Raw genomic sequence first — 12,548 nt, forward strand, 5'->3', positions numbered from 1 at the left:
GGGGAAAGCAGGGCGGGTTACACGCGGAACTGATCCATCAATTTCATCTGCTGGGTCGTCAGCTGGTTGAGCTGGCTGCTGATCTGCGCCGATTCGGTGGCCTGTCCGGTGAGGGTTTCGGTGACGGTGCGAATCGCCGAGACGTTGCGGTTGACCTCTTCGGCCACGGCGCTTTGCTGTTCGGCGGCGCTGGCGATTTGCAGGTTCATGTCGCTGATCACCGTGACCGCATCGCTGATCTTGCTCAAGGCCTGTACCGCCTGCTGGATCTGCCCGGCGTTGCTGTGGGCCTGGGTCTGGCTCGAGTGCATGGTGGCGACCACGCCGCGGGTGCCGCTCTGGATGCGTTCGATCACCAGGCGGATTTCTTCCACCGAGTCCTGAGTGCGTTTGGCCAGGTTGCGCACTTCATCGGCCACCACCGCAAAACCGCGACCGCTTTCACCGGCACGGGCCGCCTCGATGGCGGCATTGAGCGCCAGCAGGTTGGTCTGTTCGGCGATGCTGCGGATCACCTCCAGCACCGAGCCGATCTGCTCGCTGTTCTCGGCCAGCGCTTCCACTTCACTCACGGCTTTGCTGACTTCTTCAGCCAGATCGTTGATGTCGCGAGTACTGCGCTCAATGATCTGCATGCCATCGCGAGCTGACTGGTCGGCGCCTTTGGCGGCACTGGCGGCGTTCGATGCACTGTTGGCGACGTCGTGGGCGGTGGCGCTCATTTCGTTGGACGCGGTGGCGACCTGGTCGATTTCGCGGAACTGCAGTTGCATGCCTTCGCTGGTCTGACGGGCGATTTCCGAAGACTGGTCGGCGGTGCCGCGGGCGTCGGTGATGCTTTGCTTGATCTGCGCGATGGTCGGCTGCAGCTTGTCTAGGAAGCGGTTGAACCAGCTGACCAGTTCGCCCAGTTCATCTTTCTTGCTGTAGCGCAGGCGTTGGGTCAGGTCACCGTCGCCGCTGGCGATCGCCTTGAGCATCTCGGCCACGCTATTGATCGGCCGGGTGACGCCCGAAGCAGTGAGCCAGATCAGCAGCAAGCCGATCAGGCCGGCCACGATCGCCACCAGCACTGCTTTGATCGTGCCGCTCTGCCGGGCGTCTTCGAGCACCGTTTGCAGTTTCACCGAGTCGGCCAGCATCACCTGCTTGGGCAGGTCGATCACCACGCCCCAGGGCTTGGCGTCGGCGATCGGGCTGACCGGGTAGACCGCGCGGATCAGGTCGCCCTGGTCGAGAATCTTCGGTGCGCCGGCGCCGAGCATTTGCACAATGTTCTTGCCGTCTTCACCGAGGCTGTCGCCGATTTTTTTGCCGACCTTGCCGGCGTCGACACTGTAGGCCGCCAGCACGCCGGTGCCGGAGACGATCAGCATGTGTCCGGCGCTGTCGAACAGTTCGCTCTGGGAGGCGACAGAGGCGGCTTGCAGGGTGTCGAGGGCGATGTCGATGCCGACCACACCGATGGTCTTGCCCTCCACCAGCAGCGGCACGGAAATGGTGGTCATCAACATTTCCTTGTTGCCGACGGTATCGGCATAGGGGTCGAGCAGGCAGGTGCGTTTGGTATCGCGCGGGCAGGTGTACCAGACGTTGTAGGGCGTGCCGCTGAGGTTGAGATCGGTCTTGGTCATGTCTTCCTCGACCATGATCGTGTTCAGCGCGGTGCCGCCGGCGCGGCTCCAGTAGGTGGCGAAGCGACCGATTTCGTTGGACTGACGCGCAGCATCATTGACGAATTCGCTGTCCTTGCCGTCCAGGCCATTGGGCTCGAACGCCAGCCAGATGCCCAGCACCTTGCTGTTGCGCTCGAAGGCGGTTTTGAGGCTCTGGTTCAACTCCTCGCGCACCACGCCCGGTTCAATCGAACGCTTGGCGGCCATGGTGCGCATGTCCTTGATCTGGTCGGCCAGTGCGGTGACCACCAGCAGGCTTTCGCCGAAGGTTTTCTGCACGCGCACTGCCTGCTCGGCGGCCTTGGCCTGCAAGAGGTCCTGCACACTGTCGGTGAGCATCTTGCTGCTGGAAGCGCTGACCAGTTCATCGTTCTGATGGGACTGGTAGAAGTTCATGCCCATGATCAGGGCGACCACGCCAAGCAGGCACAGGGCAGACAGCAGGACAGTTTTCAGGCGGATGGACAGTGAGTCGAACATGGGGCGAACTCGCGAATGGATGAGGGGTTGGCTGCGAGCGTTTGCGGCTCGGCGCGCCAAATCCATTCAGCGCCATTCAATCCCCATCGGCGTGGAGGTTAGGCGCATGAATCGCAACCCGACGAACGGTCATGGTTGACCGTTTGCGCGGAAAAATGTGCCGAAAACAGGCTTAAAAACAGGGAAAGTCGCCGCAAGAATCAGGAGGTTTTTACCACGGATTCCGGCCTCGACCAGATCCACAGGTTGCCCAGCGTCATGCCTGCAATCGCCAGGTAGATCGGCCAGCCATGGTCGAGCATCACCAGCATCAGGGTGGCGCACAGCAGCATGCTTGCCGTGGCACTGACCTTGGCCCGGCGCGCGACGATCTTGCCGTTGCGCCAGTTACTGAGGATTGGCCCGAACAGGCGGTGGTTTTCCAGCCAGGCGCTCAGGCGCGGCGAACTGCGGGTCGCAGCCCAGGCGGCGAGCAGGATGAACTCGGTGGTCGGCAGGCCAGGGATGACGATGGCGATCAGGCCGATGCCGAGGCTGGTGGAGGCGAGAAGGCCATACAGGATGCGGGCGAGTTTGGAGGTTGTACGCATAGTGTCTACGAATGACCTGTAGGAGCGAGGCTTGCCCGCGAAGAACGATGACGCGGTCCATCAGAAATACCGCGGTGGATTCTTCGCGGGCAAGCCTCGCTCCTACATAAAGCAAATCAGGCAGTTTCCGGGGTGTAGGCCTGTTCGAGCAACACGGTGAAGCGGTTGAACGCGTCGATGGCGCCCTTGTCCAGCTGCGCTTCTTCTTCGGCGCTGAACTCCAGCTCATCGAGGGTTTTGACGAAGTTCTTCCAGCCCTGCGCACGACCGCCGGCCGGTTCGCCCAGGTGACGGGCGCCGAAGGTTTCGCTCAGGCCCAGGCCCACCGCACGCTTGATCAGGAACGCCGCACCGAGCTTCGAACCCTCGGAGACGAACAGCCAGCCCAGGGCTTCAGCCTTGCTCGTATTGTTCACGGCTCCGGCAACGGGCGCAGGCACTTCAGTGTCCAGGTCGGCGAGGTCAGCCTTCGCGGCTTCAGCACGGCAGCGAGCAGGTAGATCCGCAACGATCGCGGTCAGCTCGGCATCGTTGTACAGCGCCACCAGCTCCGACTGGAACAGATACTGCGCCACCACGAAACGGGCGAAGTTGGCCTGGGTCTCGAACGGCGCGTGGGCTTTGACCAGCGCGTCGAGTTTGCTGTGGGGTTCGTGGGTGATCTGGTTCAGGCGTTGCGAGCGCAAGGCCGGGCGTGCAGCCGTGTCCTGAGTGGTCATGGGAAATCCTTGAAAGAGAAGTGCCTGGTAACGAGACGAATGAGCAGGTGCCGGACAGTAAAAAATCCTCGCTGCGCAGCCGTTATCCAGTCGCGCAGCGAGGTGGGCGGGGTCAGATATCCCAGATCAGATTGACCGCGAAGTTGCGACCCGGCTGGGTCAGGCGATCGAGGTTGGCCGGTTGCGTCACCGAGGCTTCGCCGACGCTGTCGTAGCCGCGCACGTCATCCCACAACCAGTATTTCTTGTCGGTCAGGTTGTAGACGCCACCGCTGACGGTCACGTCGTCGGTCACCTTGTAGTAGGCGCTCATGTCCAGCACGCCGAAGCCCGGGGTCTTGAACTGGCTGCTGACGCCGTCCGGCGACTTGAAGTTGCTGTCGTCGACACGGTCCTTGCGCTTGACCAGGGTCCAGCTGACCAAACCGCCGAATTTCTCCTGGTCGTAGCCGAGGCCGAATACGCCGGTCAGCGGGTTGACGCTGTTGAGCGGCTCGCCGTTGTCGTTGTTGCGACCGTAGGCGTAGGCCACCGAGCCCTGGGTGTACAGGCCTTGCGGCGCGCCGAAGGCGTCGAGGTTCAGACGGCCTTTGATCTCGGCACCCTTGATGGTGGCGTGCTTGATGTTGGCGCTCTGGAAGGTCGGCTCGTCGTAACCTGGAGTAACGGCGTCTTCGTTAATGAAATCGCGGTACTTGTTGTAGAACACGGCCACATCGAAGGAGCCCTGCTCGAAGTTGCCGCGCAGGCCGGTCTCGTAGCCCTGGCTTTTCTCTGGCTCCAGATCCGGATTCGGTTCTACGCGATAGCCGGCGGCGGTGTTGTCGAAGCGCCCGTACAACGCCTTGGCGGTCGGCGTGCGGAAGCCTTCGGCGTACTGGCCGTACCAGGTGTAGTTGTCGTTGAAGGCGTAGGTCAGGCCAAACTTGGGCGAGACTTTGTGCCAGGTCTTGTTCTCGTCGCTGACGGTGCCGCGACCGTCGGCGGAAACCGTGTTGAGGAACTCCTGGGTGATGTCCGGCTTGAGTTCGGTGTAGTCGTAGCGCAGACCCGGCACGAAGGTCCAGTCGTTCCAGCTGATCTGGTCCTGGGCAAACACGCTGTAGGTGTTGATGGTCGGGTCCGGGAAGTCGCTGGATTTGCGCAGCACGTCGGCCGTGCTGATCGCGCCGATGGCGGTGCAGCCACGACCGACCGCCAGGCACGTGCCGTTGCCGCTGCGCGAGCCGGTGACTTTCTGCTGCTTGATGGTGGTGCCGTAGGTCAGTAGATGCTCGGTGTCGGCGATGCTGAAGCCTTTGTCCAACTGAGCGTCGAACACCCACTGCTTTTCTTCGTAGAGCGTTTCGCGGGTTCTCAGCACCTGGCGGGTGATCGGGAAGTAGAACTCGTCGGTGCTCTGGTCGGTCTTGGCGATCTGGTGATTGAGGCTCCACTTGACGTTGTCCGCCACCAGGCTGTCGAGGGCGAAGCTGTGCTCGATGCCAAAACGTTCGCGGGTAATGGTGTCGTTACCGGTACGCCACTGGTACATGCCGCCGGGCAACACGCTGGCCGGAATGGTCGGCGCACCACCAAAGAACGGGCCGCCATAGGCGCTCTTCTGATCGGTGTCTCGATCGTCCTTGTACTTCTCGTAGACCAGTCCCAGTCGCGCATCGTCCTTGTAGTTCCAGCCGATCTTGGCCAGCACGTTGGTGGCGCGCACGTCTTCCGGGTTGGCGGCGGTGCGGCTCAGGCCGGTGCCGTTGTTGCTGCCGTAGGATTCGGTTTCGTGACCGTCGCGCTGGCTGTAGTGCAGCAGGCCGTCGAACTGATCGGCGCGACCGGCAACGGTGGCGGATTTCAACCAGCTCTCGTCAGCCGAGCTGTAGCCGGTCTTGAGGCGCGCGCCGACGTCCTGACCGGGCTTGATGATGTCATCGGGATCGAGGGTGAAGTAGCTGACTGCGCCGCCGATGGCGTTGCTGCCGTAAAGCACCGAAGCCGGACCGCGCAGGATTTCCACGCGCTTGATGATTTCCGGGTCGACATAGTTGCGCTGGGTCTTGGCGTAGGGGCCGTTGAAGAAACCGTTGGGCACTTCGACGCCATCGATCTGCGTCAGCACGCGGTTACCGTCGATGCCGCGGATGTTGTAGCCGCTGATCCCGCCACGGGTGCCGGCACCGCCCACGGAGACGCCCGGTTCGTAGCGCACCAGGTCCTTGATGGTGTTGACGTTGTTGCGGTCCAGTTCATCGCGGGTGTGAACGGTGACGGTGCTCGGCACGCTGTTCACGTCCTGTTCGTTACGGGTGGCGCTGATGGTTACCTGTTGCAGGTTCAGGGTACCGGCGCTGGTGCGGCGCTCCAGCACGATGTTGTTATTGCCCAGTTTGCGATAGCTCAGGCTGGTCCCCACCAGCAGGCGCTCCAGGGCTTTTTCCGGTGGCAGCGACCCGCGCACGCCCGGCGATGCCACACCTTCGGCCAGTTCCGCGGGCAAACCCACCTGCCAGCCGGTCACCGCGGTGAAATCATTGAGTGCTGAAACCAGCGGCTGAGGCGCGATGGCGAACGAGTAGTCGCCCATGTTGCGGCTCGGCTGTTCGGCGCTGGCGGCCATGACCGGCGCGGTGCCGGCCATCAGGATGGCAGCGGTCAGCAGCGACAGCACGCGGGAAGGGGAAGAGGACTGGCGGGTAAGGCGAGAGGACATCGATAGCGCTCCGTGTCGCACGAATCTTTATAGGTGCTGATCGGCATCCGAGGATGCGAATCAATTGCATTGGCTATAACGAGACGTACGAGGGTTCACTATCGAGTAAAAATAATTCTCATTCAGTTCAAAATGACCAGCGCCGGGTATTCCTTGAGCTTGGCCGAGGTGATGTGAGCCAGGGAGCGCACCACGTCCAGCGGTTGGTCGAGGCGGTAGTTTCCGGTGACGGCGACATCCGCCAATTGCTCGTTGTTGTTGATGATCCAGCCCGGATAGTAGCGACGCAGTTCCGCCAGCACCTGGCTCAGCGGACAGTTTTCGAACACCAGACGGCCCTGGACCCAGGCCAGGTCGGTGGCGGCATCGAGCTTGGCCGGGCGGTCGAAACCGTTGGGGCCGATGCGAATGCTTTCCCCGGCGCTCAGACGTACCCGCGCATCATCGCGGGTGGCGCGCAGATCGACATCGCCGCGTTGCACGCGAACCTGAGCCACGCCGTCCAGATAACGCACGGCGAAGGCGGTGTCGCGAACGCTGGCGGTGACCGGTCCGGCGTCGATCTCCAGCGGCTGGCCGCGTGCGGACTGCACCTCGAAAAACGCCTCGCCTTGATACAGACGCGCGACACGCTGCTGATCGTTGATGGTGCTGGAAAACGCCGAGTTGGTATTGAGCAATACCTTCGAGCCATCCTCCAGTTGCAGGCGCTGGCGCTCGCCGACCACGGTCAGGTGATCGGCCTGCAAACGCATCGGCAGGTTGCTGAAGCTGAACAGACCGAGGATCAGCACGGCAGCGGTGGCCAGGGGTTTCCAGTGCGGGCGCAGACGCGACAGCACGGTGACTTTGGCAGGAGGCGAGGCGAGGTTCTGCGCGCACTGCGTGACTTGCGGGCCGTTCCATATCGCTTGGGCCTCGGCGAACGCAGCGGCGTGCGCCGGGTCGGCGGCGAGCCAATCGTGGAACTGGCGAGACTGTTCTTCGCTCGGGCTGTCCAGCACGATCAGCCAGTCCATAGCCTGGTCCATCGCGTCTGCAGGGGCCTGCGCCGATGAAGGCGAAGGGGAGCGGTGGGTGTCCGTCACGGTGTTTCCTCGGCAGTGTCTGTGCACGGCTGTTTTTTCAGTGAAGCGCAAAAGAGGGGCAAGGGTAGCCCCGATGAACATGGCCGTCGAGACACGGGCGACTCAGCGGCCGTTCGCTCGCTCGGCGACGCCGATGCAAATGCTCATGATCAGTTTCAGTTCCTTCTGCACCGTGCTCAGGGATACGTCGAGCTTTTCGGCGATCTCAAGGTAACTGTGACCGTGCAGGCGGCTGAGGATGAAGATCTGTTGCTGGCGGGAACTGAGTTGACTGAGGCGCACGTTCAAACGCTCGAGCAGTTGTTCGGCATGGGCGGCGTCTTCGGCGCTGCTGGCGGGGGCGGCGACGCTTTCCACTACCTCCAGCGGCACGTCATCGACCATGGTCCGCGAATGGATGCGCCGCGCACGCAAATGGTCCAGCGCCAGGTTGCGGGCGGTCTGGAAAACGAAAGGCTCCAGGTGATCGATGGCCCGCTCGCTGAGCGCACGGGTCACCCGCAGGTAAGTCTCCTGCAGGAGATCCTCGGCAGTGCTGTGGTTTTTGACCATCCGCTCCAGCGTGCGCAGCAGAGAGACTCGCTGGGTGATGAAGACGTCGTTGAAGCGCGATTGACTCACGGGAGGACCTGATCCATTTTGAGCGAATGATAATGCTTATCATCTACTTGAGTGGTCAAGCACTGATTTGTGAAGTTTTCACTTTCTGACGTTAAACGCGACCTTGCAAATAGGTCGCGTAATCCGGAATCCGGTGCGGGTGGGCCTGCTCCATCAACGGGCTGCTGAGCAAATAGTCGGCGCTGCATTCATTGCACGCCACGGGGATATTCCAGACTGCCGCCACCCGCAGCAAGGCCTTGATGTCCGGGTCGTGGGGCTGGGGCTCGAACGGGTCCCAGAAGAACACCAGCATGTCGACCCGTTGCTCGGCAATTTGCGCGCCGAGTTGTTGGTCGCCACCCAGCGGACCGCTGATCATGCTTTCCACGGGCAGGTCGAGGCGTTGTTGCAATAACAAACCCGTGGTTCCGGTGGCGACCAGTTGATGCTGGGCGAGGCGATGTTTCTGGCGTTCGGCCCAGTCCAGCAGGAACGCTTTGCAATGGTCATGGGCGACCAGGGCGATACGCTTGCGCGCCGCCATGGTTTTTTCGGTGAAGGTGATGCCGATCATGAGGGGTACTGCTCCAGACAGGTTGTCACAGCTTTCGCAGAAGCTGCCGAGGCAGCTCCTGCGCATAAGCGAGCGGCGATCACTCGGCGTTGCAGAGCGCCAGGCAGTTATCGAGCATGCGGTTGGAGAAGCCCCACTCGTTGTCATACCAGGCCAGGACCTTGAGCAGCTTGCCGCTGGACTTGGTGTGGTTGGCGTCGAAGATCGACGACAGCGGGTTGTGGTTGAAGTCGCTGGAAACCAGCGGCAGGGTGTTGTAGCCCAGAATCTTCGAATGCTGGCTGGCCTGCTTGAGCAGCGCGTTGACTTCCTCGGCGCTGGCCTCTTTTTTCAGCTGCACGGTCAGGTCCACCAGCGACACGTTGATCACCGGTACGCGCACGGCCATGCCGGTCAGCTTGCCCGCCAGCTCCGGCAATACCAGGCCCACGGCTTCAGCGGCGCCGGTCTTGCTCGGGATCATGTTCTGGGTCGCGGAGCGGGCGCGGTACGGGTCGGTGTGATAAACGTCGGTCAGGTTCTGGTCGTTGGTGTAGGCGTGGATGGTGGTCATCAGACCGCTTTCGATGCCCAGCTCGCGGTGCAGTACCTGAGCCACCGGGGCCAGACAGTTGGTGGTGCACGACGCGTTGGAAATGATCTGGTGCGACTGGCGCAGGATGTCGTGGTTGACCCCGTACACCACAGTGGCGTCGGCGCCTTTGGCCGGCGCGGAGATAATCACTTTGCGGGCGCCGGCGGTGATATGCGCGGCGGCCTTGGCGCGGTCGGTGAACAGACCGGTGCACTCGAACACCACATCGATCTTTTCCGCAGCCCAGGGCAGGTCCGCCGGATTGCGAATGGCGCTCACCGCAATACGGTCACCATTGACGGTCAGGCTTTCCTGATCGTGCTGTACATCGGCGTCGAACGTGCCGTGAACCGTGTCGTACTTAAGCAAATGAGCGTTGATCGCGCTGTCGCCCAAATCATTGATGGCGACAATCTGCAGATCCTGACGGTAGCCCTGGGTATAGAGTGCGCGCAGGACATTACGGCCGATCCGGCCAAAACCATTGATTGCGATTCGAAGAGTCATATATCAGCGCTACCGTCGTTTTGTTGTTGGAATTACAAGATTATTCGCAAAAAAATAGAAAACAAGCCTTTTTAGTGGCAATATTTTGTTCAATCTACAACGAGTGACCTGAATCAACTGGTCCAACCGATCGAGAAAACCGTCTGTCATCCCATCGACAACGGCGTTTGATCAGCATAGACAATCAGGTCCGCCACATCCGTTAGCCTGGAGTTCTACACATGCATCCCCGCGTACTTGAGGTCACCGAACGCCTTATCGCCCGCAGTCGCGCCACGCGTGAGGCTTACCTTGCATTGATTCGCGGCGCAGCCACTGACGGGCCGATGCGTGGCAAACTGCAGTGCGCCAACTTCGCCCACGGCGTGGCCGGTTGCGGGAGCGATGACAAGCACAGCCTGCGGATGATGAATTCCGCCAACATCGCAATTGTTTCGTCATATAACGACATGCTCTCGGCGCACCAGCCGTACGAAGTCTTTCCCGAATTGATCAAAAAGGCCCTGCGCGAGATCGGCTCGGTCGGTCAGTTCGCCGGTGGTACCCCGGCCATGTGCGATGGCGTGACCCAGGGCGAGCCCGGCATGGAACTGAGCCTGCCCAGCCGTGAAGTGATTGCCTTGTCCACCGCCGTGGCGCTGTCCCACAACATGTTCGACGGCGCGTTGATGCTCGGCATCTGCGACAAGATCGTCCCGGGACTGATGATGGGCGCACTGCGTTTCGGTCATCTGCCGATGATCTTCGTGCCGGGCGGGCCGATGGTCTCGGGTATTTCCAACAAGCAGAAAGCCGATGTGCGTCAGCGTTATGCCGAAGGCAAGGCGACGCGCGAAGAGCTGCTGGAATCGGAAATGAACTCCTACCACAGCCCCGGCACCTGCACCTTCTACGGCACCGCCAACACCAATCAGCTGCTGATGGAAGTCATGGGCCTGCACTTGCCGGGCGCGTCTTTCGTCAACCCGAACACGCCATTGCGCGACGCCCTGACCCGCGAAGCGGCGCATCAGGTGACGCGCCTGACCAAACAGAACGGCAGCTTCCTGCCGATTGGCGAGATCGTCGACGAGCGCTCGCTGGTCAACTCCATCGTCGCCCTGAACGCCACCGGTGGTTCGACCAACCACACCCTGCACATGCCTGCCATCGCCATGGCGGCAGGCATTCAGCTGACCTGGCAGGACATGGCAGACCTCTCCGAAGTCGTGCCGACCCTGAGCCACGTCTACCCGAACGGCAAAGCCGACATCAACCACTTCCAGGCCGCGGGCGGCATGTCGTTCCTGATCCGTGAACTGCTGGAAGCCGGGCTGCTCCACGAAAACGTCAACACCGTGATGGGTCACGGCCTGAGCCGATACACCCAGGAGCCTTTCCTCGACAACGGCGAACTGGTGTGGCGCGAAGGCGTGACCGAAAGCCTCGACGAAAGCATCCTGCGTCCGGTGGCTCGTGCGTTCTCGCCAGAGGGCGGCCTGCGGGTGATGGAAGGCAACCTCGGTCGCGGCGTGATGAAGGTTTCCGCCGTTGCTCTGGAAAACCAGATCGTCGAAGCGCCGGCCATGGTGTTCCAGGATCAGCAGGACCTGGCCGATGCGTTCAAGGCCGGTTTGCTGGAGAAGGATTTCGTCGCGGTGATGCGCTTCCAGGGCCCGCGTTCCAACGGCATGCCGGAGTTGCACAAGATGACGCCGTTCCTCGGCGTGCTGCAGGATCGCGGCTTCAAGGTGGCGCTGGTCACTGACGGACGCATGTCCGGCGCGTCGGGGAAAATCCCGGCGGCGATTCACGTCAGTCCGGAAGCTTATGTGGGCGGTGCTTTGGCGCGGGTGCAAGAGGGCGATATCATCCGCGTCGATGGCGTCAAAGGCACCCTGGAGATCAAGGTGGACGCCGAAGAATTCGCAGCGCGCACGCCGGCCAAGGGCCTATTGGGTAACAACATCGGCACCGGTCGCGAGCTGTTCGGTTTCATGCGCATGGCCTTCAGCTCCGCAGAGCAGGGCGCCAGCGCCTTCACTTCAGCCCTGGAGACGCTTAATTGAAACTGGCTTTGGTCGGTGACATCGGTGGGACCAACGCACGCTTCGCGTTGTGGAAAAACCAGCAGCTGGAATCGGTTCAGGTGCTGCCGACGGCCGACCATGCCAGCCCGGAAGAGGCGATCAGCCTGTACCTGAGCGGGCTGGGCCTGAAACCGGGTTCGATCGGTTCGGTGTGCCTGTCGGTGGCGGGACCGGTGAGCGGTGATGAATTCAAGTTCACCAACAATCACTGGCGCTTGAGCCGCAAGGGGTTCTGCCAGACCTTGCAGGTGGAGCGGTTGCTGCTGGTCAACGACTTCTCGGCCATGGCGTTGGGCATGACCCGTTTGCAGCCGGGGGAATTCCGCGTGGTCTGCGAAGGTACGCCGGAGCCATTGCGTCCGGCGGTGGTGATCGGTCCGGGCACTGGTCTGGGCGTAGGCACCTTGCTCAATCTCGGCGAAGGGCGTTTTGCCGCGTTGCCGGGGGAGGGTGGTCACGTTGACCTGCCGTTGAGCAGTCCGCGGGAAACCCAGCTGTGGCAGCACATCTTCAATGAGATCGGACATGTCAGCGCCGAAACCGCGTTGAGCGGCGGCGGTTTGCCTCGTGTGTACCGGGCGATCTGTGCGGTGGACGGACATGAGCCGGTGCTCGATACCCCGGAGGCGATCACTGCTGCAGGCCTGGCGGGTGATCCGATTGCCCTGGAAGTGCTGGAGCAGTTCTGCTGCTGGCTCGGCCGGGTGGCCGGCAACAATGTGCTGACCACCGGCGGGCGTGGCGGTGTTTACATCGTAGGCGGCGTGATTCCGCGCTTTGCCGACTTCTTCCTCGAAAGCGGTTTCGCCCGGTGCTTTGCCGACAAAGGTTGCATGAGCGACTACTTCAAGGGGATACCGGTGTGGCTGGTGACGGCGCCGTATTCCGGGTTGATGGGGGCGGGAGTGGCGTTGGAACAATCCCTGATTTGAAATGCGATCAAAATGTGGGGGCGGGCTTGCTCGCG

10 protein-coding genes and 1 pseudogene are annotated in these 12,548 nt (G+C 61.8%); 2 read left to right on the top strand and 9 right to left on the bottom strand.

The features are described from left to right. Positions 1-17 precede the first annotated feature (17 nt). The 9 genes and pseudogenes from K9857_RS30665 to gap all read right to left on the bottom strand — a co-directional run bounded on the left by K9857_RS30665 (position 18) and on the right by gap (position 9,512). Complete coding sequence (locus tag K9857_RS30665; protein WP_411961617.1) at positions 18-773, bottom strand: methyl-accepting chemotaxis protein; 756 nt, start codon at positions 771-773, stop codon at positions 18-20. Between the two features lie 150 nt (positions 774-923). Then, positions 924-2,222: pseudogene (locus K9857_RS30670) on the bottom strand (chemotaxis protein); the annotation flags it as partial. 134 nt (positions 2,223-2,356) lie between these two features. Next, positions 2,357-2,746 (bottom strand): YbaN family protein, encoded by a 390-nt coding sequence (locus tag K9857_RS26485; protein WP_224540905.1) that lies wholly within the window; start codon positions 2,744-2,746, stop codon positions 2,357-2,359. 116 nt (positions 2,747-2,862) lie between these two features. Beyond that, positions 2,863-3,465 carry a biliverdin-producing heme oxygenase gene (locus tag K9857_RS26490; protein ID WP_224540906.1) on the bottom strand — a complete coding sequence of 201 codons (603 nt, stop codon included), beginning with the start codon at positions 3,463-3,465 and terminating at the stop codon, positions 2,863-2,865. Positions 3,466-3,577: 112 nt separating this feature from the next. Continuing rightward, positions 3,578-6,166, bottom strand: a complete 2,589-nt coding sequence (locus tag K9857_RS26495; RefSeq protein WP_224540908.1) for a TonB-dependent receptor — start codon at positions 6,164-6,166, stop codon at positions 3,578-3,580. A gap of 122 nt (positions 6,167-6,288) precedes the next feature. Then, positions 6,289-7,254: a FecR family protein gene (locus tag K9857_RS26500; protein WP_224540910.1), complete on the bottom strand. Its 966-nt coding sequence runs from the start codon at positions 7,252-7,254 to the stop codon at positions 6,289-6,291. Positions 7,255-7,356: 102 nt separating this feature from the next. Continuing rightward, the gene (locus tag K9857_RS26505; protein WP_224540912.1) at positions 7,357-7,875 is read right to left on the bottom strand and encodes an RNA polymerase sigma factor; all 519 of its coding nucleotides are present in this window, start codon (positions 7,873-7,875) and stop codon (positions 7,357-7,359) included. A gap of 91 nt (positions 7,876-7,966) precedes the next feature. Continuing rightward, positions 7,967-8,431, bottom strand: a complete 465-nt coding sequence (locus K9857_RS26510; protein ID WP_224540914.1) for a methylglyoxal synthase — start codon at positions 8,429-8,431, stop codon at positions 7,967-7,969. Between the two features lie 79 nt (positions 8,432-8,510). Further along, entirely contained in the window at positions 8,511-9,512 is a 1,002-nt protein-coding gene (gene gap / locus K9857_RS26515; protein WP_150733671.1) for a type I glyceraldehyde-3-phosphate dehydrogenase, read from the bottom strand. A gap of 221 nt (positions 9,513-9,733) precedes the next feature. Between gap and edd the strand changes: the two genes are divergently transcribed. Both edd and K9857_RS26525 read left to right on the top strand, forming a co-directional pair. Further along, complete coding sequence (edd, locus tag K9857_RS26520) at positions 9,734-11,560, top strand: phosphogluconate dehydratase (RefSeq protein WP_224540916.1); 1,827 nt, start codon at positions 9,734-9,736, stop codon at positions 11,558-11,560. Next, positions 11,557-12,513 (top strand): glucokinase, encoded by a 957-nt coding sequence (locus K9857_RS26525; RefSeq protein ID WP_224540918.1) that lies wholly within the window; start codon positions 11,557-11,559, stop codon positions 12,511-12,513. The genes edd and K9857_RS26525 overlap by 4 nt, the downstream gene beginning before the upstream one ends. The last annotated feature ends 35 nt before the right edge of the window (positions 12,514-12,548 follow it).

The sequence above is a fragment of the Pseudomonas sp. REP124 genome (assembly GCF_020164475.1).
Classification (GTDB): Bacteria; Pseudomonadota; Gammaproteobacteria; order Pseudomonadales; family Pseudomonadaceae; genus Aquipseudomonas.

Bases quoted from the DNA above. Each gene is read 5' to 3' on its own strand.
- K9857_RS30665 (WP_411961617.1), bottom strand. From the start codon at position 773: ATGCAACTGCAGTTCCGCGAAATCGACCAGGTCGCCACCGCGTCCAAC.
- K9857_RS26485 (WP_224540905.1), bottom strand. From the start codon at position 2,746: ATGCGTACAACCTCCAAACTCGCCCGCATCCTGTATGGCCTTCTCGCC.
- K9857_RS26490 (WP_224540906.1), bottom strand. From the start codon at position 3,465: ATGACCACTCAGGACACGGCTGCACGCCCGGCCTTGCGCTCGCAACGC.
- K9857_RS26495 (WP_224540908.1), bottom strand. From the start codon at position 6,166: ATGTCCTCTCGCCTTACCCGCCAGTCCTCTTCCCCTTCCCGCGTGCTG.
- K9857_RS26510 (WP_224540914.1), bottom strand. From the start codon at position 8,431: ATGATCGGCATCACCTTCACCGAAAAAACCATGGCGGCGCGCAAGCGT.
- gap (WP_150733671.1), bottom strand. From the start codon at position 9,512: ATGACTCTTCGAATCGCAATCAATGGTTTTGGCCGGATCGGCCGTAAT.
- edd (WP_224540916.1), top strand. From the start codon at position 9,734: ATGCATCCCCGCGTACTTGAGGTCACCGAACGCCTTATCGCCCGCAGT.